Source organism: Streptomyces sp. V3I7 (assembly GCF_030817495.1).
Lineage (GTDB): Bacteria > Actinomycetota > Actinomycetes > Streptomycetales > Streptomycetaceae > Streptomyces.
On the sequence record NZ_JAUSZK010000001.1, the window covers coordinates 4092019 to 4115891 of the forward strand.

At 72.9% G+C, this 23873-nt stretch carries 19 protein-coding genes; 15 read left to right on the forward strand and 4 right to left on the reverse strand.

From position 1 onward, the window contains the following. Positions 1–38 precede the first annotated feature (38 nt). Complete coding sequence (locus tag QFZ74_RS19185) at positions 39–1397, reverse strand: SWIM zinc finger domain-containing protein (RefSeq protein ID WP_307622025.1); 1359 nt, start codon at positions 1395–1397, stop codon at positions 39–41. Between the two features lie 132 nt (positions 1398–1529). Between QFZ74_RS19185 and QFZ74_RS19190 the strand changes: the two genes are divergently transcribed. The 5 genes from QFZ74_RS19190 (at position 1530) to sucD (ending at position 8637) form a co-directional block, all read left to right on the forward strand. Further along, entirely contained in the window at positions 1530–2729 is a 1200-nt protein-coding gene (locus tag QFZ74_RS19190) for an AAA family ATPase (RefSeq protein ID WP_307622026.1), read from the forward strand. After that, positions 2726–5125, forward strand: a complete 2400-nt coding sequence (locus QFZ74_RS19195; RefSeq protein WP_307622027.1) for a DUF5682 family protein — start codon at positions 2726–2728, stop codon at positions 5123–5125. Before QFZ74_RS19190 ends, QFZ74_RS19195 begins: the two co-directional genes overlap by 4 nt. Beyond that, positions 5122–6300, forward strand: coding sequence for a VWA domain-containing protein (locus tag QFZ74_RS19200; RefSeq protein ID WP_307622028.1), 1179 nt, complete (start codon positions 5122–5124; stop codon positions 6298–6300). Before QFZ74_RS19195 ends, QFZ74_RS19200 begins: the two co-directional genes overlap by 4 nt. 243 nt (positions 6301–6543) lie before the next feature. Beyond that, positions 6544–7725, forward strand: coding sequence for an ADP-forming succinate--CoA ligase subunit beta (gene sucC / locus QFZ74_RS19205; protein ID WP_307622029.1), 1182 nt, complete (start codon positions 6544–6546; stop codon positions 7723–7725). A 27-nt stretch (positions 7726–7752) separates the two neighbouring features. Beyond that, complete coding sequence (gene sucD, locus QFZ74_RS19210; protein WP_307622030.1) at positions 7753–8637, forward strand: succinate--CoA ligase subunit alpha; 885 nt, start codon at positions 7753–7755, stop codon at positions 8635–8637. 78 nt (positions 8638–8715) lie between these two features. Here sucD and QFZ74_RS19215 read toward each other — a convergent pair whose 3' ends face one another. Beyond that, positions 8716–9570, reverse strand: a complete 855-nt coding sequence (locus tag QFZ74_RS19215; protein ID WP_307624203.1) for a sigma factor-like helix-turn-helix DNA-binding protein — start codon at positions 9568–9570, stop codon at positions 8716–8718. A gap of 192 nt (positions 9571–9762) precedes the next feature. Here QFZ74_RS19215 and QFZ74_RS19220 point away from each other — a divergent pair, with 192 nt between their 5' ends. Beyond that, entirely contained in the window at positions 9763–11388 is a 1626-nt protein-coding gene (locus QFZ74_RS19220; protein WP_307622031.1) for a DUF6350 family protein, read from the forward strand. Positions 11389–11413: 25 nt separating this feature from the next. Here QFZ74_RS19220 and QFZ74_RS19225 read toward each other — a convergent pair whose 3' ends face one another. Continuing rightward, positions 11414–12223 (reverse strand): hypothetical protein, encoded by an 810-nt coding sequence (locus QFZ74_RS19225; protein ID WP_307622032.1) that lies wholly within the window; start codon positions 12221–12223, stop codon positions 11414–11416. 283 nt (positions 12224–12506) lie between these two features. Here QFZ74_RS19225 and purN point away from each other — a divergent pair, with 283 nt between their 5' ends. Both purN and purH read left to right on the forward strand, forming a co-directional pair. After that, positions 12507–13136, forward strand: coding sequence for a phosphoribosylglycinamide formyltransferase (purN, locus tag QFZ74_RS19230; protein ID WP_307622033.1), 630 nt, complete (start codon positions 12507–12509; stop codon positions 13134–13136). Further along, positions 13133–14707, forward strand: coding sequence for a bifunctional phosphoribosylaminoimidazolecarboxamide formyltransferase/IMP cyclohydrolase (gene purH / locus QFZ74_RS19235; RefSeq protein ID WP_307622034.1), 1575 nt, complete (start codon positions 13133–13135; stop codon positions 14705–14707). Before purN ends, purH begins: the two co-directional genes overlap by 4 nt. A 119-nt stretch (positions 14708–14826) precedes the next feature. On the opposite strand, the gene QFZ74_RS19240 is transcribed toward purH, so the two are convergent. Then, positions 14827–15636: an RDD family protein gene (locus QFZ74_RS19240; protein WP_307622035.1), complete on the reverse strand. Its 810-nt coding sequence runs from the start codon at positions 15634–15636 to the stop codon at positions 14827–14829. 262 nt (positions 15637–15898) lie between these two features. Between QFZ74_RS19240 and QFZ74_RS19245 the strand changes: the two genes are divergently transcribed. The 7 genes from QFZ74_RS19245 to QFZ74_RS19275 all read left to right on the forward strand — a co-directional run bounded on the left by QFZ74_RS19245 (position 15899) and on the right by QFZ74_RS19275 (position 23872). Further along, positions 15899–16753: a bifunctional methylenetetrahydrofolate dehydrogenase/methenyltetrahydrofolate cyclohydrolase gene (locus tag QFZ74_RS19245; protein WP_307622036.1), complete on the forward strand. Its 855-nt coding sequence runs from the start codon at positions 15899–15901 to the stop codon at positions 16751–16753. Between the two features lie 61 nt (positions 16754–16814). Continuing rightward, on the forward strand, positions 16815–17312 hold the full coding sequence (locus tag QFZ74_RS19250) for a DUF3017 domain-containing protein (protein ID WP_307622037.1): 498 nt from the start codon (positions 16815–16817) through the stop codon (positions 17310–17312). A 471-nt stretch (positions 17313–17783) separates the two neighbouring features. Continuing rightward, positions 17784–18773 carry a malate dehydrogenase gene (locus tag QFZ74_RS19255; protein WP_307622038.1) on the forward strand — a complete coding sequence of 330 codons (990 nt, stop codon included), beginning with the start codon at positions 17784–17786 and terminating at the stop codon, positions 18771–18773. A 196-nt stretch (positions 18774–18969) separates the two neighbouring features. Next, positions 18970–20739 (forward strand): hypothetical protein, encoded by a 1770-nt coding sequence (locus QFZ74_RS19260; protein WP_307622039.1) that lies wholly within the window; start codon positions 18970–18972, stop codon positions 20737–20739. Continuing rightward, positions 20729–21094 carry a hypothetical protein gene (locus tag QFZ74_RS19265; RefSeq protein ID WP_307622040.1) on the forward strand — a complete coding sequence of 122 codons (366 nt, stop codon included), beginning with the start codon at positions 20729–20731 and terminating at the stop codon, positions 21092–21094. The genes QFZ74_RS19260 and QFZ74_RS19265 overlap by 11 nt, the downstream gene beginning before the upstream one ends. 23 nt (positions 21095–21117) lie before the next feature. Then, positions 21118–22065, forward strand: a complete 948-nt coding sequence (locus QFZ74_RS19270; RefSeq protein WP_307622041.1) for a hypothetical protein — start codon at positions 21118–21120, stop codon at positions 22063–22065. A 286-nt stretch (positions 22066–22351) separates the two neighbouring features. Then, positions 22352–23872 (forward strand): aldehyde dehydrogenase family protein, encoded by a 1521-nt coding sequence (locus QFZ74_RS19275; protein WP_307622042.1) that lies wholly within the window; start codon positions 22352–22354, stop codon positions 23870–23872. Position 23873 lies beyond the last annotated feature (1 nt).

Below are 23873 nucleotides of genomic sequence, written 5' to 3' on the forward strand. Positions count from 1 at the left end.
TCTCGCGTCCCTCGGGCGTACCGCGGTGTCCGGTCCGCTCAGCACAGGGCCACCGCCTCCCCCGTCCCCTCCGGCCAGGCCGTCAGCGGAGTGAAGCCCCGGTGGCCGCACTCGCCGAAGACCGTGACGGGGGCGCCGCCGGACAGCGCGACCAGCCGCCACAGGCCCGGGCGGTTGCGGGCGGCCGGGCTGAGCGGCAGCGCCGTGTCCCCTTCCGCGTCCGCCAGTTGCCAGGAGCCGCCGTCGGGGACCGGCACGACCCGGCCGAGCGTCACCGGTACCGCGTCCAGCCAGGGATCGTCCCGCAGCGCGTCGCCGTAACGGGCCGCCGCCTGGGACGTCGTGACTCCCGGCGGGCGTATCGCCGCGGGCGCCGCCGGGCCGATTCGCTCGCCCAGGGACGCGCGCGGCTGTCCGGCGCCGGGATGGACGGACACCTCCGCCTCCAGGGCCAGCCCGACCGGCAGCGCCAGTTCGGGGGCGCGGCCTCCGGCGCCGTAGGACAGGAGCAGGCAGGTGCGGTCCGAATCGGCGCCGTACAGCCAGATCCTGCGGGTCGTCAGCTTCGTGTCCGCCGTGTCGTACTGGGCGAGGACCAGCCAGCGGTCGCGCACCGGCGGACCGTCCGCCGCGGTGGGCAGGCCGACGCGGGAGCGGACCGTCGCCGAGAGGGCGTCCGGGAGCCGGTCGCGGCGCAGCCAGCCCTGGTCGAGGAGGTGCAACAGGGCGCACTCCTCCAGCAGCCGCACCGGCCAGCCGGGGCCGGACCCCGGTATCGCCCCCAACTCCCGCACGCGCGCGGCCAGTCCGGGCGCCTGCGCGTCCACCATGCGGGCGGCGGTCTCCTCCCACAGTCCGTACCCCGCCCGCTCCGCCGAGGCCAGGCCGCCGCGCAGCAGGTCGGCGAGGCGCTGCTCCAGCTCCGTGGCGCCCGCGGTGACCCGCTCGGCCCGGCGCTCCGCCCTGCGCCGCGCCGCCTCGGGATCAGCGGACCCGGACGCCGGACTCCCGGCGTCCGCCGCCCGCTTCTCCTGCGCCCGCTGCCGCCGGCCCGCCAGCCACTGCCCGGCCCAGTCCGGCGCTCCGCCCGCCGCCGGCACCGCCCCGTCCCCCTCCGCCCACAGCAACAGCAGGCCGAGCGCGTGCTTGCACGGGAACTTCCGGCTCGGGCAACTGCACTTGTACGCGGGCCCGGGCGCCCCCGCGATGTCGACGACCGTCTGGTACGGCTTGCTGCCGCTGCCCTTGCACAGTCCCCATACCGCCCCCTCCTGCGAACAACCCGCCTCGGACCACGGCCCTGCCGTGCCGAGTTTGCTTCCCGCTTTGCGTGACAAGGCGTCAGGCGCCAGTGCCAGCACCTGGTCCGCGGTCCAGCGCACCCCCTGCTGAGTCATGTCATCGAAGGTAGATCCCGCCACTGACAATCGGTCCGGCGGGCACGTTTGTGCAGGTCAGAGCGATTGTCAGTGGCGTGGTGCACGGTGGACACCAGATCCGAACCGGCCGAGCTGGAGGGGGCCTCAGCCATGTCCGTCACCGCTGCACCGACGACGACCGAACCGAGCCGCGACCATTCCTCACCCGCGAACGCGACGCCCGCGAGGGAGACACCCGTGAGCGAGACACCTGCGAGCGAGACACCTGCGAGCGAGGCGCTGCGCCCGCACGCCGAGGAGGCCTTCGCCGCCGAACTCGCCGCGCTGGCGGCCCAGGACGACCGGCCGCGCCCGGCCCGCTGGAAGCTGTCGCCGTGGGCCGTCGCCACCTACCTGCTCGGCGGCACCCTGCCGGACGGCACGGTGATCACACCGAAGTACGTGGGCCCGCGCCGCATCGTCGAGGTCGCGGTCACCACGCTCGCCACCGACCGCGCCCTGCTCCTGCTCGGCGTGCCCGGCACCGCGAAGACCTGGGTGTCCGAGCACCTGGCGGCCGCGGTCAGCGGCGACTCGACCCTGCTCGTGCAGGGCACGGCGGGTACGCCGGAGGAGGCCATCCGCTACGGCTGGAACTACGCGCGGCTGCTCGCCCACGGCCCGAGCCGCGACGCCCTCGTGCCCAGCCCCGTCATGCGCGCCATGTCCGAGGGCATGACCGCCCGGGTGGAGGAGCTGACCCGCATCCCCGCCGACGTGCAGGACACGCTGATCACGATCCTGTCCGAGAAGACGCTGCCGATACCCGAGTTGGGGCAGGAGGTGCAGGCCGTGCGCGGCTTCAACCTCATCGCCACCGCCAACGACCGCGACCGCGGGGTCAACGACCTGTCCAGCGCCCTGCGCCGCCGCTTCAACACGGTGGTGCTGCCGCTGCCGGAGAGCGCCGACGCCGAGGTCGACATCGTCTCGCGCCGCGTCGACCAGATCGGCCGCTCCCTCGACCTGCCGGCCGCACCCGACGGCATCGACGAGATCCGCCGTGTCGTCACCGTCTTCCGCGAACTGCGCGACGGCATCACCGCCGACGGCCGCACGAAGCTGAAGTCGCCCAGCGGCACGCTGTCCACGGCCGAGGCGATCTCCGTCGTCACAGGCGGCCTCGCTCTGGCCGCCCACTTCGGCGACGGGGTGCTGCGGCCGGGCGACGTCGCCGCGGGCATCCTCGGGGCCGTCGTGCGCGACCCGGCGGCCGACCGCGTCATCTGGCAGGAGTACCTGGAGGCCGTCGTCCGCGAGCGCGACGGCTGGAAGGACTTCTACCGCGCCTGCCGGGAGGTGAGCGCGTGAGCGCATCCGCAGAGGGGACGGCCTTCGCCTCCGGACCGCTGCTGCTCGGCGTACGGCACCACGGGCCGGGCTCGGCGCGAGCGGTGCGGGCCGCGCTGGAGGCCGCCGCGCCGCGGACGGTGCTCATCGAGGGGCCGCCCGAGGCCGACGCGCTGATCCCGCTGGCCGCCGATCCGGAGATGAAGCCGCCGGTCGCCCTGCTCGCCCACGCCGTGGACGAACCCGGCCGCTCGGCCTTCTGGCCGCTCGCCGAGTTCTCCCCGGAGTGGGTGGCGATCCGCTGGGCCCTGGAACACGGGATCCCGGCCCGCTTCATCGACCTCCCGGCCACGCACTCGCTGGCACTCCGCGCGGCGGAGGAGGCGGAGGCGGCAGCCGAGGATTCCGGTGATTTGGCCGACGCGGACGCCCCGGAGCGAGACGTCCGCGTCGACCCCCTCGGGGCGCTCGCCGGGGCCGGGGGGTACGACGATCCCGAGCGCTGGTGGGAGGACGTGATCGAGCACCGTGGCGCGGGGGCGCAGGAGGGTGCCGCGTTCGCGCCCTTCGCGGCGCTCGAAGAGGCCATGGAAGCGCTCCGGGAGACGTACGGGACCGGCGGACACGATCGGGACCTCGTGCGGGAGGCTTACATGCGCCTCCAACTGCGAGCCGCCCGGCGTGAGTTCGGGGACGCCGTCGCCGTGGTGTGCGGGGCGTGGCACGTGCCGGCGCTGCGGAAGAAGGTCACCGTCGCCGCCGACCGGGCGCTGCTGAAGGGGCTGCCCAAGGTCAGGACGGACATGACGTGGGTGCCGTGGACGCACCGCCGGCTGTCCCGGTTCAGCGGGTACGGGGCGGGCATCGACTCGCCGGGCTGGTACGGGCACCTGTTCGCGGCGCCGGACCGGCCGGTCGAGCGGTGGCTGACCAAGGTGGCGGGGCTGCTGCGTGAGGAGGACCGGATCGTCTCCTCCGCGCACGTCATCGAGGCGGTGCGGCTGGCCGGGACGCTCGCCGCGATGCGCGGCCGCCCGCTGCCCGGCCTGAGCGAGACGACCGACGCCGTGCGCGCGGTGATGTGCGAGGGCTCGGACGTGCCGCTGGCCCTGGTGCACGACCGGCTGGTGGTGGGCGACGTGCTGGGGGAGGTGCCCGAGTCGGCGCCCGCGGTGCCGTTGCAGCGGGATCTGACCCGCCTCCAGCGCGGGCTGCGGCTCAAACCCGAGGCGCTGGAGCGGGAGCTGGAGCTCGACCTGCGCAAGGACACCGACGCCGGGCGCAGCCGGCTGCTGCACCGGCTTCGGCTGCTCGGCGTCGGATGGGGCGAGCCGGTGCGGTCGCGGGGGAGCACGGGGACGTTCCGGGAGACCTGGCGGCTGCGCTGGGAGCCGGAGCTCGCGGTGCGGGTCGCCGAGGCCGGGGTGTGGGGCACGACCGTGCTCGCCGCGGCGACGGCCAGGGCGGAGGCCGACGCCGTGGCCGCGCCGTCCCTCGCCGAGGTCACCGGGCTTGCCGAGCGCTGCCTTCTGGCCGGACTCCAGGACGCGCTGCCCGTGGTGATGCGGGTACTCGCCGACCGGGCCGCGCTCGACGCCGACGTCGGTCATCTCGCCCAGGCCCTGCCGGCCCTGGTCCGTTCCCTGCGCTACGGCGACGTCCGCGGCACGGACACGCGCACCCTGACCGAGGTCGCCGTCGGTCTCGCAGAGCGGATCTTCGTCGGGCTGCCGCCGGCCTGCGCCGCTCTGGACGCGGACGCCGCCGCGGAGATGCGCCGCCATGTCGACGCCGTGCACACGGCCGTGGGTCTCCTGCCGGACGCTTCCGCTGCTCACGGGCCTCGGGTTCGCTGGAGTTCGGTGCTGTGCGGGCTGTCCGAGCGGGACACGGTGCCCGGCCTCATCCGTGGGCGGGTCGTGCGGATCCTGCTCGACGAAGGGGAGCTGGCGCAGGACGACGCGGCCCGGCTGATGGGGCTGGTGCTGTCGCCGGGGACACCACCGGCCGAGGCGGCCGCCTGGATCGAGGGCTTCGTCGGCGGAGGCGGGGGCGGGCTACTCCTGGTGCACGACGAGCGGCTGCTCGGACTCGTCGACGCCTGGTTGACCGGCGTACCGGCCGAGGCGTTCACGGACGTCCTGCCGCTGCTGCGGCGCACGTTCTCGGCGTACGAACCGGGCGTGCGCAGAACCCTCGGCGAACTGGTGCGGCGCGGACCGGCGGAGCGGGCGGGCGCGACCGTTGGCGGGGGCACTGGCCTGCCCGGCTTCGCCGCGGAACCGGACCGCGAGCGCGCGGACGCCGTGGTGCCGCTGGTGCGGCTGCTGCTCGGCCTCGACGAGATCGAAGCCGACGTCGGTGCCGGCGCCGACGCCGACGCCGATGACAACGAGTATGCGGGGGTGGGGACATGACGGGCTCGGCACGGTCGGAGCAGGCGTCGCGCGCGGACCAGGAGCGGCTGCGGCGCTGGCGGCTGGTGCTCGGCGGGGACGCCGCCGACGGCACCGGATACGCGCTGTCGGGGCGGGACGCCGCGATGGACGGGGCGCTCGGCGCGCTCTACGGGAAGGGGGACAAGGGGCAGGCGGGGCGGGAACGTACGGCCGGGCTCGGGGCGTCGGCGCCGTCGGTGGCCCGCTGGCTCGGGGACATCCGGACGTACTTCCCCTCCTCCGTCGTCCAGGTCATGCAGCGGGACGCCATCGACCGGCTCGGGCTGGCCTCCCTGCTCCTGGAGCCGGAGATGCTGGAGGCGGTGGAGGCGGACGTGCACCTCGTCGGCACGCTGCTCTCGCTCAACAAGGCCATGCCGGAGACCACCAAGGAGACGGCGCGGGCCGTCGTGCGCAAGGTCGTCGAGGACCTGGAGAAGCGGATCGCCACCCGCACCCGGGCCACCCTCACCGGCGCGCTCGACCGCAGCGCCCGGATCAGCCGGCCGCGCCACCACGACATCGACTGGAACCGCACCATCGCGGCCAACCTCAAGCACTACCTGCCCGAGTACCGCACGGTCGTGCCGGAGCGGCTCATCGGGTACGGGCGCGCCGCCCAGTCGGTGAAGAAGGAGGTCGTCCTCTGCATCGACCAGTCGGGATCGATGGCCGCCTCGGTCGTCTACGCCTCCGTGTTCGGGGCCGTGCTGGCGTCCATGCGGTCCCTCAGCACCCGGCTCGTCGTCTTCGACACGGCCGTAGTCGACCTCACCGACCAGCTGGACGACCCCGTGGATGTCCTCTTCGGCACCCAGCTCGGCGGCGGGACGGACATCAACCGGGCGCTCGCCTACTGCCAGTCCCGGATCACCCGGCCCCCGGAGACCGTGGTCGTGCTGATCAGCGACCTGTACGAGGGCGGCATCCGCGACGAGATGCTGAAGCGGGTCACCGCCATGAAGGCGTCCGGGGTGCAGTTCGTGACCCTGCTCGCGCTGTCCGACGAGGGCGCGCCGGCGTACGACCGGGAGCACGCGGCCGCGCTCGCCGCGCTGGGGGCACCGGCCTTCGCCTGCACACCCGATCTGTTCCCCGAGGTCATGGCCGCGGCGATCGAGAAGCGACCGCTTCCGATACCGGACGGAATGTGACGGTCAAAAGGCGCATGTCGGCACGGTGTGCCACTCGGCGCGGCATCATGTGACAGGTATCACCGCCTGGGTGTGACCCGCGATTTAGGGGCCTCAAGCAAGCAGCGATAACCTGCGAGACGGACATGCCGCGCGCTCGGACACCGTGTGCGCACCCCTTGTGACAAGCGGACGTCACGTTGCCCTTCGCGGCACGCCCACGCATCCAACGAACCGCGAGATCACTGATAGGGACGGAAGCGCGTGGACCTGTTCGAGTACCAGGCGAGGGACCTCTTCGCCAAGCACGATGTACCGGTGCTGGCCGGTGAAGTCATCGACACGCCTGAGGCGGCGCGCGCGATCACGGAGCGTCTGGGCGGCAAGTCCGTCGTCAAGGCGCAGGTGAAGGTCGGTGGCCGCGGCAAGGCCGGTGGCGTCAAGCTGGCCGCCACCCCGGACGAGGCCGTCGCCCGCGCGACGGACATCCTCGGCATGGACATCAAGGGCCACACGGTCCACAAGGTCATGATCGCCGAGACCGCTCCGGAGATCGTCGAGGAGTACTACGTCTCCTTCCTCCTCGACCGCGCCAACCGCACCTTCCTCTCCATCGCCTCCGTCGAGGGCGGTATGGAGATCGAGGAGGTGGCCGCCACCCGTCCGGAGGCCGTCGCCAAGATCGCGATCGACGCCATCGACGGCGTGGACGAGGCCAAGGCCCGCGAGATCGTCGAGGCCGCCAAGTTCCCGGCCGAGGTCGCGGACAAGGTCGTGAACGTCCTCATCAAGCTGTGGGACACCTTCATCAAGTCGGACGCCCTCCTGGTCGAGGTCAACCCGCTCGCGAAGGTCGCCTCGGGCGAGGTCCTCGCCCTCGACGGCAAGGTGTCGCTCGACGAGAACGCCGAGTTCCGCCACCCCGAGTACGAGGAGCTCCACGACAAGGAGGCCGCCAACCCGCTGGAGGCGGCCGCCAAGGCGAAGGGCCTCAACTACGTCAAGCTCGACGGCGAGGTCGGCATCATCGGCAACGGCGCGGGTCTCGTCATGAGCACCCTGGACGTCGTCGCGTACGCCGGTGAGAAGCACGGCGATGTGAAGCCCGCCAACTTCCTGGACATCGGCGGTGGCGCCTCCGCCCAGGTCATGGCGAACGGCCTGGAGATCATCCTGGGCGACCCGGACGTCAAGTCCGTGTTCGTCAACGTCTTCGGCGGCATCACCGCCTGCGACGAGGTCGCCAACGGCATCGTCCAGGCGCTGAAGCTCCTGGAGGACCGCGGCGAGAAGGTCGAGAAGCCGCTCGTCGTCCGCCTCGACGGCAACAACGCCGAGCTGGGCCGCAAGATCCTCACCGACGCCAACCACCCGCTGGTCCAGCGCGTCGACACCATGGACGGCGCGGCCGACAAGGCCGCCGAGCTGGCCCACGCCGCCAAGTAAGCACTCAGGACGAGGACACAACACACCATGGCTATCTGGCTCAACAAGGACAGCAAGGTCATCGTCCAGGGCATGACCGGCGCCACGGGCATGAAGCACACCAAGCTCATGCTCGGCGACGGCACCAACGTCGTGGGCGGCGTCAACCCGCGCAAGGCGGGGCAGACCGTGGACTTCGACGGCACCGAGGTGCCCGTCTTCGGCACCGTCAAGGAGGCCATCGAAGCCACCGGCGCCAACGTTTCCGTCATCTTCGTGCCGGAGAAGTTCACCAAGGACGCGGTCGTCGAGGCCATCGACGCCGAGATCCCCCTGGCCGTCGTGATCACCGAGGGCATCGCCGTGCACGACACGGCCGCCTTCTGGGCGTACGCCGGCAAGAAGGGCAACAAGACCCGCATCATCGGCCCCAACTGCCCCGGCATCATCACCCCGGGCCAGTCGAACGTCGGCATCATCCCGGGCGACATCACGAAGCCGGGCCGCATCGGCCTGGTCTCGAAGTCCGGCACGCTGACGTACCAGATGATGTACGAGCTGCGTGACATCGGCTTCTCGACCGCCGTCGGCATCGGTGGCGACCCGATCATCGGCACCACGCACATCGACGCCCTGGCCGCGTTCCAGGACGACCCCGACACCGACCTGATCGTGATGATCGGTGAGATCGGTGGCGACGCCGAGGAGCGCGCGGCCGCGTTCATCAAGGACAACGTGACCAAGCCGGTCGTCGGCTACGTCGCGGGCTTCACCGCGCCCGAGGGCAAGACCATGGGCCACGCCGGTGCCATCGTCTCCGGTTCGTCCGGCACCGCCCAGGCGAAGAAGGAGGCCCTCGAGGCCGCCGGCGTCAAGGTCGGCAAGACGCCGACCGAAACCGCCAAGCTGGCGCGCGAGATCCTCAACGGCTGAACCCGAAGCCGCAGGCAGCGGAAGGGCCCGCATCCCCGGTTGGGGGATGCGGGCCCTCCCGCGTTGTGTGACACACGCTCACCGGGGCACCGGCAGGAGCCTCTCCGGTCCGCTCGCCGCCCGCTGCCGCAGCTTCGCGCGCAGCTGGAGCTGCTGCGGCGACAGCGGACCCAGCGCCGTCTTCGGCGGAACGCCCCGCACCGCCTGGGCCGGGGCGAGCGGCGCCTCGTAGTGGGTGGGGGCCGTCTGGAGCGTGAGCGCCGTCGCGCCGATGATGGCGACCGTGAAGGCGATGGCCGCCTGGGTCCAGAAGCGGGTCCGGCGTTCGCAGTCCGTGCGTACGGGCTCCGGCTTCGACGCGCGCAGCCGTTCCGCGGAGGCCAGTTCGGTCAGCCGCCGGTGGAGGGTGGCCGGGTCCGACAGGGCGGGGTCGCACGTGGCCATCGCGGCCCGCGCGTGTGTCACCCGGCTGGCCGCGGCCGGGGTGCTCGCCTCGGTCTCCGCCGCGGTCTCGGGCAGCCCGAGACCGACGCCGTCGTACAGCACGAGGGTGCGACGGTAGGACGGCGGCAGCTTGAGGAGGGCCTGGAGCAGCGCGCGGTCGGCGGCGTCCGCGGGCGGGGGTTCGGGGTGCCGGTAGCGGGGGCGGAAGCGGTGCCAGGGGGAGAGCGCCCACTCGTACGCCGTCGCGCGCACCCAGCCCGCCGGGTCGCGGTCCCGGGCCACGCGCGGCCACTGCTGCCAGGCCAGATGGAAGGCCCGCTCCACCGACTCGCGGGCCAGCTCGTGCCGCCCGGTCAGTAGATACGTCTGCCGTACGAGGGCCGGGGCGCAGAACGCGTAGAGCGCGTCGAAGGCCTGACCAGGGGTCAGGGGTGCCGGGGGCGGTGGAGGAGCGGCGGGAGGCGCGAGAGGCGGCTGGCGGGCCGTCACCCGCACGTCAGTCGAACCGGCCTGACGTCCTTTCGCCTCGGTCGCCTCGGGCCGCGGCTGCGGATTCTCCGTTTTCTGCTTCACAACTCGCCCTTCCGTACGGCCCTTCGTGCGAAAAAGTACATAAACATATATTGAGCGACACAGCGGAGGTTCGCCTGTTACGACGGGAAAGCGCGTGTCGTTGGGAGCATGGCCGTCGTGATCCGGATGACCGCTCGCCGACCGTCGCTGCCACCCCTGCTCGACCGGCTGCGCCACCCCTCGCCCGGACTCGGCGCGAGCCTGCTGGGCGGCGCGCTCGCGGCCGTGCTCGGACTCGCCTCGTTCGCCGTGCTAGTGATGGTGCTGTGGATCAGCTCGCCCTATCCCGACAGTGGACCGGGCGGCGCCCTGCACGTCGCCGCCGCGCTGTGGCTGCTCGCGCACGGGGTCGAACTGGTCCGCACCGACACGCTCTCGGGCGCCCCCGCCCCCGTCGGCGTCACCCCGCTGCTCCTCCTCCTGCTGCCCGTCTGGGTGCTGTACCGCGCCGCACGCGACGCCGTGGAAGCTCCCGAGGACAGCGACGGCCCGCCCCCGGTCGCCGCACGCACCGCGTGGACGGGCGTCGCCCTCGGCTATCTCGCCGTCGGCGGCACCGCCGCGTGCTACGCCTCGGGGAGTGAACTGCGGCCCGCGTGGGGGTGGGTGGTGGTGTGCCTCCCGCTCCTCACCGTGGGCGCGTCCGGCATCGGCGTGTGGACGGCGTACGGCCGACCCCGCTGGGGCGACCTGTCGGCGCGGACGGGGCCGGGAGCCCCGGCGCCGCTGCCCGGCGGACTGCTCCGGTACGCCCCCGGGGCGGACGCCTGGGCGTCCCTCACCGCCGCCGCCCGGGCCGCCGGCGCGGGGACGGCGACGCTCCTCGGCGGCGGCGCGCTGCTGCTGATGGTGTCGCTGATGGGGCACGGGGGCGCGGCGCGCGGCTCGTTCCTCGAACTGACCGAGGGCTGGTCGGGGCGGTTCGCGGTCCTGCTGCTGTGCGCCGCCCTCGTGCCCAACGCGGCGGTGTGGTCGGCGGCGTACGGGCTCGGGCCCGGGTTCGCCCTCGGCAGCGGTCACATGGTGCACCCGCTCGCCTCGGACCCCGCCCCGCTGCTGCCGCCGTTCCCGCTGCTGGCGGCGGTGCCGGACGCGGGGCCCGGCGGACCGCTCAACTGGGCCGCGGCCGGGGCGATGCCGGTGATCGCGGGGGCGACGGTGGCCTGGTTCGTGGTCGGGGCCGGTGTGCGGCAGCGGGGTGCGGAGCGGGGGCCCGGCTGGTCGGCGGGGCGGACCGCCTGCGTGGTGCTGGGGGCGGCCGGGATGAGCGCGGCGGTCTGCGCGGTGCTCGCCGGGCTGGCGGGCGGCCCGCTCGGCGGCGCCGCCCTGAACCGCTTCGGACCGGTGTGGTGGCAGACGGGGCCCGCGACGGCGGGCTGGTTCGCGGCCGTGGGACTCCCGGTGGCGCTCGTGCTGCGCGCCTGGCGGCTGCGGGGACCCGCGCGCCTGAAGAAGCCGCAGCCCACGCCCGCGCCGAAGACGCCGACGCCCGCCTCCGGGACGACGTTCGGCGCGGACGCCCCCTACGACATCGAGGCCGTCGAGGCCGCCGAGGAGCCGTACGACCTGCTGCCCGCCGACGACCCGGAGCCGTCCGCCTGGCACGACGACGCGTCCCGCGAGACCCGCTGGGCGGCGCTGCGGGAGGCCTCGACGCTGCCCGGCGGCGAACCGGACCCGCTCCTCGGCCTCGGCGAGCCGCCGATCCCGTCGGCGCCGCTGGACGAGAGGTGAGGGCGCGATCAGGCCCTCACCCTGCTCAGTTGTTGTTCGCGCCCAGCACCCCGCGCAGCTCCTTCGGCAGGAGCTGCTGGCAGGACTGCTTGGCCTTGCCCGTCAGGGCGTCGTCCACGCACGTGTAGTAGTCGCGGTAGACCAGTTGGGCCGTGAAGGTCGTGGCGACCAGGGCCAGCGCCAGCAGCGCGGTGACCAGGCCGCCGACGGCCGCCGTGGTCTGCGGGCGGCCGGTCTGCGCGGGGCGCGGGGAGTCCGGGTCCGGCTTGCGGGGCTTGGCGCGCAGGGCGCTGACACCCCAGTACAGGGACAGCCCGCCGAGCAGCAGGGCGACGTACGGCCAGCTGAAGAGGGCGAAGAAGAAGGCCCACATGCCGGACAGCAGCGCGTAGCGCGCCCGGCGCTGCGCCGGGTCGGTGGGGTCCCAGCGCATGTTCGTGCCCGGGCCGCCGCTCTGGCCCTCGGGCCCGCCGCCCGGGCGCTCGCCGAAGCCGCCGGAGGAGCGGCCCGGCTGGCGGTCGCTCCACTGACTGCCCCAGGGGCTGTGCTCCGAGGGCCCGGACGACTCCGGGGAACCGTCCTTGCCGTCCTTGCCGCCCTCGGGGCGGCGCGGCTGCCACGGCCGGTCCGGCGTGCCCTCCGGGGGCGCGGCGAACGGGTTGTCGTCCTGCGGGGAGTGGTCGTGCGGGGAGTCGTCCTGCCGCGGCTCGTCGCCGCCGGGCCTCTCGGTGTTCTGCGGCGAGGCCGGCGACTCCCGCAGCAGCACGGCGCCACGCTCCCCTCCCTGCACCGAGTGCGGCGGGAACGTGAGGAGTCGCAGGCTGCGGTCCGGCATCAAATGAGCGTCTTCCCTTGGGTGACTACGGCTGTCTGGCATGAGCTGCCACTGCGGGAACGCGCCGCGCGACGTCCGCGTTCCCGAGCCCGCTCCTCCCAGACGCTACCTGCCGGCCGCGCCCCCGTCCCATGAGGGCCGTCCTGTATGCCGGTATCGTTGCTGACGGTCGGCCGCTTCGTAGACTTCCCCGTATCCCGGGGCGTGAAGCACTCGTACGAATGTACAAACACCCGCACGAGCCCGGCCGCCGAAGCGAAACTCCCCGAGAAAGGGCCCCACCGTGGCCGCCAACCCCGTGGCCAAGCGCCTCGTCGTGCTGGTCTCCGGATCCGGCAGCAATCTCCAGGCGCTCCTCGACGAGATCGCGCGCACCGGCCCCGAGGCCTACGGCGCCGAGATCGTGGCCGTCGGCGCCGACCGCGAGGGCATCGAGGGACTCGCGCGTGCCGAGCGCGCCGGGGTGCCCGTCTTCGTCCGGAAGGTCAAGGACTACGAGACCCGGGACGAGTGGGACGCGGCCCTCGCCGAGGCCGTCGCGGCCCACGAGCCCGACCTCGTCGTCTCCGCCGGGTTCATGAGGATCGTGGGCAAGGAGTTCCTCGCGCGGTTCGGCGGGCGGTTCGTGAACACGCACCCGGCGCTGCTGCCCAGCTTCCCGGGGGCGCACGGGGTGCGGGACGCGCTCGCGTACGGCGCGAAGGTCACCGGCTGCACCGTCCACTTCGTCGACGACGGCGTCGACACCGGGCCGATCATCGCGCAGGGCGTGGTCGAGGTCCGGGACGAGGACGACGAGAGCGCTCTGCACGAGCGCATCAAGGAAGTCGAGCGAAGGCTGCTCGTCGAGGTCGTGGGGCGGATCGCCCGCAACGGCTATCGCATTGAGGGACGAAAGGTAGTTATCCAGTGACCGCCGAGAGCAACGACAGCACCAAGCGGCCGATCCGTCGCGCGCTGGTCAGCGTCTACGACAAGACCGGGCTCGAGGAACTCGCGCGCGGGCTGCACGAGGCCGGTGTCGAGCTCGTCTCCACCGGGTCGACCGCCGGGCGCATCGCCGACGCCGGGGTCCCCGTCACCAAGGTCGAGGAGCTCACCGGCTTCCCCGAGTGCCTGGACGGCCGGGTCAAGACCCTGCACCCCAAGGTCCACGCGGGCATCCTCGCCGACCTGCGCCTGGAGGACCACCAGCGGCAGCTCGCCGAGCTGGGCGTCGAGCCGTTCGACCTCGTCGTCGTCAACCTCTACCCGTTCCGCGAGACCGTCGCCTCCGGCGCCTCGCCCGACGAGTGCGTCGAGCAGATCGACATCGGCGGCCCGTCCATGGTGCGCGCCGCCGCCAAGAACCACCCGTCCGTGGCCGTCGTCACCAGCCCCGAGCGGTACGCCGACGTCCTCGCCGCGGTCGCCGGCGGCGGCTTCGACCTGGCCACCCGCAAGCGGCTCGCCGCCGAGGCCTTCCAGCACACGGCCGCCTACGACGTCGCCGTCGCCTCCTGGTTCGCCTCCGAGTACGCCCCCGTCGACGCCTCGTCGTTCCCCGACTTCCTCGGCGCCACCTTCGAGCGCGAGCGCACCCTGCGCTACGGCGAGAACCCGCACCAGCCCGCCGCCCTCTACGTCGACGGCAGCGGCACCGGCCTCGCCGAGGCCGAGCAGCTGCACGGCAAGGAGATGTCGTACAACAACTACACGGACACGGACGCCGCCCGCCGTGCCGCGTACGACCACGACGAGCCCTGCGTCGCGATCATCAAGCACGCCAACCCGTGCGGCATCGCCATCGGCGCGGACGTCGCCGAGGCGCACCGCAAGGCGCACGCCTGCGACCCGCTGTCCGCGTTCGGCGGCGTCATCGCCGTGAACCGGCCGGTCAGCAAGGAGATGGCCGAGCAGGTCGCGGAGATCTTCACCGAGGTCATCGTCGCGCCCGACTACGAGGAGGGGGCCGTGGAGGCCCTCGCCAAGAAGAAGAACATCCGCGTCCTCAAGGCCGCCGGTGCCCCGGGCAACCCCGTCGAGGTCACCGCCATCGACGGCGGCGCGCTGCTCCAGGAGACCGACCGGCTCCAGGCCGCCGGCGACAACCCGGCGAACTGGACGCTGGCCAGCGGTGAGCCGCTGAGCGAGGCGGAGCTGGCCGAACTCGCCTTCGCCTGGAAGGCGTGCCGCGCGGTGAAGTCCAACGCGATCCTGCTCGCCAAGGACGGCGCCTCGGTCGGCGTCGGCATGGGCCAGGTCAACCGCGTCGACTCCTGCAAGCTCGCCGTCGAGCGTGCGGGCGAGGAGCGGGCCCGCGGCTCCTACGCCGCCTCGGACGCCTTCTTCCCCTTCCCCGACGGCCCGCAGATCCTCATCGACGCCGGCGTCCGCGCCATCGTCCAGCCGGGCGGCTCGGTCCGCGACGAGCTGGTCGTGGAGGCGGCGAAGAAGGCCGGCGTGACGATGTACTTCACGGGGACGCGGCACTTCTTCCACTGATCCCGGACGTCCTGTGACAGCCGAGGGCCGTGTCCCCCCAGTACGGGTGGGACACGGCCCTCGGCTGTGTGCTCGCGGTCGGCGGGACGCCGTACGCCCACGTCCTGCGGGACGAGTGGTCAGCCCTTGCGTATGACCATCGTGGTCGCGACCTTGTCGTGCCAGCCCTGCTGGCGGCCCGAGTTGTCCCAGAAGGGGGAGAGGAAGACGACGATCTGGCCGATGCCGCAGGAGACCCAGCCGGCGCCGGCGGGAATGATCCAGCGGAGGAAGGACTTGAGCAGGCCGGGCTTGTCGCCGGTGTCCGCGCGGACGACGCGGACGCCCACGGCCATCTTGCCCAGGGTCGCGCCCACCAGGCCGATCATCAGCCACTCGTAGAGCAGGGTCGCGAGGGCGAACAGCAGCCATACGCCGATGAACTTGCCCATCATCCCCGAGCTGGCGTCGTTCATGCAGGTGTCGTAGTCGACGGCGGACGGGTCGCAGTTCTGCGCGTCGTTCATGAAGCTCGCGGCGCCGGCGAAGGCCAGGACGAAGTAGACGACGCCGATGATCGCGCCGTCGATCAGGCGGGCGCCGAGGCGGCGGCCCATCGAGGCGAGCTGGGGGCCGGGCCCGCCCGGGTAGCCGTAGCCGTAGGCGGGCTGGCCGGGCTGCTGCGGGTAGCCGTACGCCTGCTGCGGCGGGATGCCCGGGGCCTGCGGGTAGCCGTAGGCCGGCTGACCGGGCTGACCCGGCTGGCCCGGCTGCGCGGCGTAGCCGGGCTGGGGCGTGGGCTGGCCGGGCGGCGGGGGGTAGCCGGGCTGGCCGGACTGCTGCGGGTAGCCCGGCTGACCGGACTGCTGCGGGTAACCGTAGCCGGGCCGGCCTGGCTGCTGAGGCTGCTGCGGCTGCTCATAGGGGTTCTGGGGCGAGCCGTAACTCATGTCGTCTGTTCCTCCGTTGCTTGCGGGGACGCGGATGGCGCGGAGGAACGACGGAGCACGAGCGGTTTTGCCCCCCAACACGGACCGCGATACTGCGCCGTTCATCGTCGTTGGCCGGGCAAGTCCTGTCCAGCCGCTTTCCGCGGGTGTTGTGCAAGTGCAACATCGGTGATCGCGGGCGAAACGGACGGAACCGGACACGCCCCGGGCCGGCCCGGACCCGGATTGGAACCGGGGGGCGGTCATCCGGGAGGATGGGTGCATGACCGCCCAGATTCTCGATGGCAAGGCCACCGCAGCCGCGATCAAGTCCGACCTGACCGCCCGCGTGGCGGCGCTGAAGGAGAAGGGGATCACGCCCGGCCTCGGCACGATCCTGGTCGGGGACGACCCCGGCAGCCGCAAGTACGTCGCTGGAAAGCACCGGGACTGCGCGGAGGTCGGCATCGCCTCCATCCAGCGCGAGCTGCCCGCCACGGCGACGCAGGAGGAGATCGAGGCGGCCGTACGGGAGCTGAACGAGGACCCGTCCTGCACCGGCTACATCGTCCAGCTGCCGCTGCCCCGCGGCATCGACGAGAACCGCATCCTGGAGCTGATGGACCCGGCCAAGGACGCCGACGGTCTGCACCCGATGAACCTGGGCCGCCTGGTCCTGAACGAGCCCGCTCCGCTGCCCTGCACCCCCAACGGCATCCTCACGCTGCTGCGCCGCTACGGCGTCGAGATCAAGGGCGCCGAGGTCGTCGTGGTCGGCCGCGGGGTGACCATCGGCCGTCCGATGCCGCTGCTGCTCACCCGCCGCAGCGAGAACGCCACGGTCACCCAGTGCCACACCGGTACCCGTGACCTGTCCGCCCACCTCAAGCGCGCGGACATCGTCGTCGCGGCCGCCGGTTCGGCGCACCTGATCCGGCCCGAGGACATCAAGCCGGGCGCCGCCGTCCTGGACGTCGGTGTCTCCCGCAGCGCCGAGGGCAAGATCGTCGGCGACGTCCACCCCGGTGTCGCCGAGGTCGCCGGCTGGATCTCCCCGAACCCGGGCGGCGTGGGCCCGATGACCCGCGCCCAGCTGCTCGTCAACGTGGTCGAGGCGGCGGAGCGCAGTGCCGGCTGAGGACAGGCTCCCGAACCCCGCCCAGGTCCGGTCCGAACCGGAGGAACCGGAGGCCGACGGCATGACCCACGCGAACGGCGCCGAGGCGCGCACCGGCCGGGTGTCCCGGCTCGCGGCCGCGCTCGCGCCGGGCGCCGGCCCGGCGCGCCGCTTCCCCCGCGGGGGGTCTGCAGGGTCTCCCCCCAGTAAGTGGCGTACCAAGGACACCGCGCGCCCCGAGGGCGGCGGCCGGGCCGCGTCCGGCGACTTTCCGGCGCCCGCCCGCCAGTGGCCGGTGCTCGTCGTCCTGTCGGCGGTCGCGCTCGGTCTGCTGCTGACCGCGTTCGACCTGTTCCGGCTCGGCACGCTGGTGATCGGCATCGCCCTGCTCGCGGGTGCGGTCATGCGCTGGATGCTGCCCAGCGTCGGCATGCTCGCCGTGCGCTCGCGCTTCACGGACATCGTGACGTACGGCCTCCTCGGGCTGGCGATCGTCCTGCTGGCGCTGATGGTCCAGCCCCATCCCTGGCTCGTGATCCCGTTCCTGAAGGACACCCTGCACTTCACGCTGAGCCATTGACATGCTCCTCGCCCTGAACGGCGAGGTTCTGGCCTTCCCTGCCGGTTGCTGTGCCGCTACGCGGCGCGGTTTCCGGTGGGGAATCCGCGGCTTCCTGTTTCTTCGCGCTGTGCCGCGCACCGGGAATCACCGGCCGGGCACGCATGCCCGGCCGCATCGAGGGCACGCGAACCGTACCCCCACGGGACTCCGGTGCATCGGCGTTCCCGAGCGGCGGCCGTCTTCGTCTCTCCTCTCCCGGGCGGGCGGCCGCCCCTCTCCTTCCGTTGTGGGGCGGGCCACATGGGGCGGGCCGTCCATGATCCGGGACCGGCGCGATAGCCTGACCGCTGGATCTCTCTTGACGCCAAGAGATCGATCATCCGTACCGGTGATCGATCATCGCGGCGGGCGCCGGCCGCCGGCCGGGGCGGGGATCCCGTACCCCCGGGGCAGGGACGCCCCACCGCCAGCTGTCATACGGAGAACGTCATGACCCGCACTCCCGTGAACGTCACCGTCACCGGCGCGGCCGGCCAGATCGGCTACGCCCTGCTCTTCCGCATCGCCTCCGGCCAGCTGCTCGGCGCGGACGTGCCGGTCAACCTGCGCCTGCTGGAGATCACCCCGGCGCTGAAGGCCGCCGAGGGCACGGCCATGGAGCTGGACGACTGCGCGTTCCCGCTGCTGAACGGCATCGAGATCACCGACGACCCGAACGTCGCCTTCGACGGCGCCAACGTCGCCCTCCTCGTCGGCGCCCGCCCGCGCACCAAGGGCATGGAGCGCGGTGACCTGCTGGAGGCCAACGGCGGCATCTTCAAGCCGCAGGGCAAGGCCATCAACGACCACGCCGCGGACGACATCAAGGTCCTGGTCGTCGGCAACCCGGCCAACACCAACGCCCTGATCGCCCAGGCCGCCGCGCCGGACGTCCCGGCCGAGCGCTTCACCGCGATGACCCGCCTCGACCACAACCGCGCGCTGACCCAGCTCGCGAAGAAGACGGGCACCCCGGTCTCGGAGATCAAGCGCCTGACGATCTGGGGCAACCACTCCGCCACCCAGTACCCCGACATCTTCCACGCCACCGTCGCCGGCAAGAACGCCGCCGAGGTCGTGAACGACGAGCAGTGGCTGGCCGACGACTTCATCCCGACCGTCGCCAAGCGCGGTGCCGCCATCATCGAGGCCCGCGGCGCCTCGTCGGCCGCCTCCGCCGCCAACGCCGCCATCGACCACGTGTACACGTGGGTCAACGGCACCGCCGAGGGCAACTGGACCTCCATGGGTATCCCGTCGGACGGCTCCTACGGCGTCCCGGAGGGCCTGATCTCCTCCTTCCCGGTCACCACCAAGGACGGCACGTACGAGATCGTCCAGGGCCTGGACATCAACGAGTTCTCCCGCACCCGCATCGACGCCTCCGTCAAGGAGCTCGCGGACGAGCGCGACGCGGTCCGCGCCCTCGGCCTTATCTGAGCCGACGCCGCGACGGCGGATTCGTCGTACACCCGCGCGGGCCCCGCTCCGGATTCCCTCCGGAGCGGGGCCCGCGCACATGTCCCACACATTCGCCGTCCCCGTTTTCGGTTTCACCGGCCACCGGGGCCCCTCTATGCTGATGGTTTGTCAAGTGACGTCTTGACAAAGCCTTTTCATGCATCGGGGGAGTGGCATGAGCACCGCTCACGTGCCGCAGCAGTCACAGCCGCCACAGCCATCACAGTCGGCCTCGGCCTCGGAGGCGCCGCCGCCCACTCCGCCGCACGCCAGTGAGGCGACCCGGCTGCTGTGCGCGGGCGCCTATCTGGACTCCGGTTACCGCGACCGCGTCATCGGGGAACTCCACCTCAACGAGCAGCGGATCGTGGCCCCTTCGCTCGGCTTCGACGCCGCGCGCGTCCTTGCCCACGCCCTGCGGGCGCGCCGGCAGGAGCTGTTGTGGGCAGGGACGATCATCGGCCTGTGGATGGTCGGGACGCCGCTCAGCGGCGGGCTGCTGGGCGTCCTCCTGTGGGCCAGCATCTGGCTCGCGCTCGCGCCCTGGATCCGCGGCCGTGCCGCACAGCCGCCGCTGTACCGGCTGCTGCCCGCGTTCCTCGCCCGCTGGTGGGGCCGCCTGCTGTTCGCGGTGATGCTGGTCGTCACGCTCGTCGTCGCGTTCGGCGGCGGCCCGGACACCGGTTCCTCCGCGAGTTCGTACGACTCCTACGACCCGTCCTCCGGCTACGGCTCCTCCGCCCCGGACGACTTCGACTTCACCGACGTGCTGCTGCCGACCGGCAAGCCGTGGCAGGCCTGGGTCACCCTCGTCGTGCTGGTGCTCATCGGGCTCTGCGTGCACGCCCAGCGCAGCCAGGTCAGCCGCGCGCTCGCCGCCGAACTCTCCCCCGAGCGCTTCCCGGACGCCGCCGGCGACCCCGCCGAGCAGGCCGAGAACCCGCGCTTCCAGCGGCTCAAGCAGCGCATCCGCCTCGAACAGCACGCACCGCTGATCATGTACAACGAGGCCCATCCCTTCTGTGGGGCGGGCGCGGCGTACGACACCTGGGTGCTGGCCGTGGAGCTCAAGCCGGACGAGCTGAAGAAGAAGCAGCAGCTGAGCAACCGCACGATCCTGGAGAAGGTCCGGCCGCTGCTCGAACAGCTGCGGATTCCCGCCGAGTTCGCCGGGAACGGCGTACGGGACCGGCTGCGCTGGCTGGAGGTCGACGAGTGCGTGTTCCTGCCGGCCGAGGGGCTGCTCCGCCGCGACCAGGCGCCGTACACCCCGCAGGCGTTCGAGGAGCACCGGGCCCGCGCGGTCGAGGAAGGCGCCGAGAAGCGGCGGCACTTCCTGCGCATCCGCGTCGGCGGCTGGGAGGAGGAGCTGGTCGTCACGGTCTTCGTGCGCGTCCACACCCAGGGCCGGATGCTGATGCTGGAGATCGCCCCGCACGTGCTGACGCCGGTGCGCCCGGACTTCAAGGAGGCCGACCGCATGGCGCACCGGTTCCGCCACAACACCGCGCTCGGCAAGGCCGCTGCCGCGGCCGTCCTGGTGCCGGGCTCCCTGGGCCGCGCGCTCGGTCAGCTCGGCCGGGGCCTGGTGTACGTGTGGCGGGTGGCGACCGGCGGTTACGCGGGCGCGCTGCCCGACGGCCCGGCCCTGTCCGTGCGGGAGCTGGGCTCCGCGCCCACCGGGTCGCTGTTCCAGGAGATGGACGTGGCCCGCTACCTCAAGAATGTGCAGGACCGCGTGGCGAACGGCGTGCGGGCGGCGCTCGCCGAATCCGGTTACGAGACCGGCGAGTTCGTCCAGAAGGTCGTGAACATCAGCAACGGCGACGTGAACATCGGCCGCGTCGAGGGCAGCACCTTCGCCGTCGGCAGCCACGCCTCCGCAGCCTCCTCCACCGTCGGCGGCGCAGCGCCGCAGAAGGGAGCCGACAGCGATGTCCGGTGACGAGCCGCGCGTCAGCTTCGGTGACGTGTCCAAGAGCACCTTCGCCGTGGGCAGCCACGCGCACGCCGAGAGCCACCACCAGTACGTCGGCGGCGCGGGCGCCGAGCGCGACGAGGCCGCCGAGGAGCTGCTGCGGGCGGTGCGCGAACTGCGCGCGGACCTGGAGCGGGTCCGCGGCAGTGAGCAGACGGCCGCGCTGGACACGGCGCTCGCCGAGACCGAGGACGAGATCACGCGCACCGGTCAGGCGGGCACCACCCGCCGCGAGCGCCTGCGCGAGCTGCTCACCGACTCCCAGGCCCTGCTGAGCGTGCTCGCCTCGGCGGGCGCCGTGGCCGGGCTGCTCGGAATGTGACCGACGAGACGAGGGGGGCCGCGATGAGCGGGGGACAGCGGTACTGGAACGAGGACACCCAGCGCTGGGAGGACGGCACCGGGGCGACCGGCGCCGCCGCCGCGCCCACGCAACCGCCCCCGGCCCGGCCCGACTTCGCGCCCGAGGTGGCGCCCGACGCCCCGCCGGAGACCGCCGCGCCCAGCGGGGCCTGGCCCGGCACCGGCGCCTGGCCGCCCGTCGAGCAGCCTGCGGCGCCCACCTCGGCCGGTGGGTTCACCCCGGCCCGCGGGCTCAACCGCCGCCTGGTGTGGTCGGTGCTCGTCGGCGCCGCGGCCGCCGGTGTGGCGGTGAGCCTGGTGCTGACCCTGGTCGTCGGCAAGGGGCACGACGCTCCGGACGACCGGAAGGGCACGGCCGGCCGCTCGGGCTCGCCCACGCCCACGGCGTCGACGCAGGAGCCCGTGACGTCCTCGCCGCCCGCGCCCGGCCCCACGCTCCCCGCGGGGTACGAGTCGTACGACGACAAGGAGGGCTTCCGGATCGCGATGCCCACGGGGTGGAAGCGCGGCACGACCGACTCGGTGTACGGCATGCCGGTGATCAACTACCGCAGTCCGAACCGTGATCACCGGCTCCAGATCTACCAGGTGTCGGAGGAGTCGCCGGACGCCTCCTTCGAGCTGTACCTGTCCGGCGAGACGCCCAAGCCGAAGGGCTTCGAGAAGCTCGGCCTGCTGAACATGGACCAGGGCGAGTTCGTCGGCTCGCGTCTGGAGTACCTGGCGGACTCCCTCAGGGGCGAGCCCGACCTCGGCACCTGGCACGTCTACGACGAGCGCTTCGTCGGCGCGGACGGCAAGATCTACGCCATCGCCGCGTACGGAGCCGACTCCGACGGCCGTGACGACGAGCTGGAGCTCGTCACCACCGCGCTGGACTGGTTCTGCCCGCCGCACACCTCGTGCGAGGGCGATCCGGGGCAGGACTGACCCCGCCCGCGTCCGCACCCGCATCGAAGGCCGCCCGATTCGGGCGGCCTTCGTCGTCCTCCGCGTCCTCCGCGTCCGCCAACTCGCCCTGGCGCCCGATCTCGTGACCCACGTCACGATGGAATGCACCTTTCGTGCCTGTAAGTCCGTAATTTCGGTGACGCGGCGCACTTTCCGCGGCGGATCGCGCATGCAATCCAAAGCTCGGGGCAGACGGTCACGATCCTCGTGGGTCACACCTGTGTGACCCAGGGGAACTGAACAGGAACGGAAGGCAACACCGATCATGGCGGACAGAACCGAACGGCAGACGACGGCCACGATTCACGTGGGCGGGACATGGCGGGACGCGCTCACCGGCGCGACGCGCGAGATCCTCGACCCCGCGGACGCCCGTCCGTTCGCCGTGGTCGCGGAGGGTGACGAGAAGGACGCGGAGCTGGCGGTGGCCGCCGCCCGCGCCGCCTTCGACGACGGCGACTGGCCTCGCACCCCCGTCGCCGAGCGCGCCGCCCTGCTGCGCCGGGTCGCCGACCTGCTCGTGCGGGACCGGGAGGAACTCGGCCTGCTGGAGAGCCGCGACGCGGGCAAGACGCTGGAGGAGGGCCGCATCGACATCGACTGTGTCGCCGACGCCTTCCGCTACTTCGCCGATCTCGTCGCCGCCGAGGCCCCCGGCCGGGTCGTCGACGCGGGCACGCCCGACGTGCACAGCGTCGTCGTCCACGAGCCCGTCGGCGTGTGCGCGCTGATCACGCCCTGGAACTACCCGCTGCTCCAGGCCAGTTGGAAGATCGCACCCGCGCTCGCCGCCGGCAACACCTTTGTGATCAAGCCCAGCGAGATCACGCCGCTGACCACCGTCGCGCTGATCGAGCTGCTCGTCGAGGCCGGGCTGCCGGCCGGCGTCGCCAACATCGTGACCGGGTCCGGCCCTTCGGTCGGTGCCCGGCTCGCCGACCACCCCGACGTCGACCTGGTGTCCTTCACCGGCGGCCTGCTCAGCGGCACCAAGGTCGCCGAGGCCGCCGCCCCGACCGTCAAGAAGGTCGCCCTCGAACTCGGCGGCAAGAACCCCAACGTCGTCTTCGCCGACGCCTGCGCCACCGAGGAGGGCTTCGACACCGCCGTCGACCAGGCCCTCAACGCCGCCTTCATCCACAGCGGCCAGGTCTGCTCGGCAGGCGGCCGCCTCATCATCGAGGAGTCCGTCCGCGAGCGCTTCGTCGCCGAACTCGCCCGCCGCGCCGCGCGGATCCGCCTCGGCCGCGGCACCGAGCAGGGCGTGGAGTGCGGCCCGCTCGTCTCCGAGCAGCAGCGCGCCAAGACCGAGGCGTACGTAGCCTCGGCGCTCGAGGAGGGCGCGGTGCTCCGCTCCGGCGGCAAGCGCCCCGAGCCGTCCCCCGAGCGGCCCGCCACCGGCTACTTCTACGAGCCCACCGTCCTCGACCAGTGCCACCGGGAGATGAAGGTCGTCCGGGAGGAGGTCTTCGGACCCGTGCTCACCGTCGAGACCTTCCGCACCGAGGACGAGGCCGTGTTCCTCGCCAACGACACCGAGTACGGCCTCGCCGGCGCCGTGTGGACCGCCGACGCGAGCCGCGCCCGGCGCGTCGCCGCCCGGCTGCGCCACGGCACCGTGTGGATCAACGACTTCCACCCCTACCTGCCGCAGGCGGAATGGGGCGGCTTCGGCAAGAGCGGCGTCGGCCGCGAACTGGGCCCCGCCGGGCTCGCGGAGTACCGCGAGACCAAGCACGTCTACCAGAACCTGACGCCCAGGCCGGTGCGCTGGTTCGCCGGCTGAC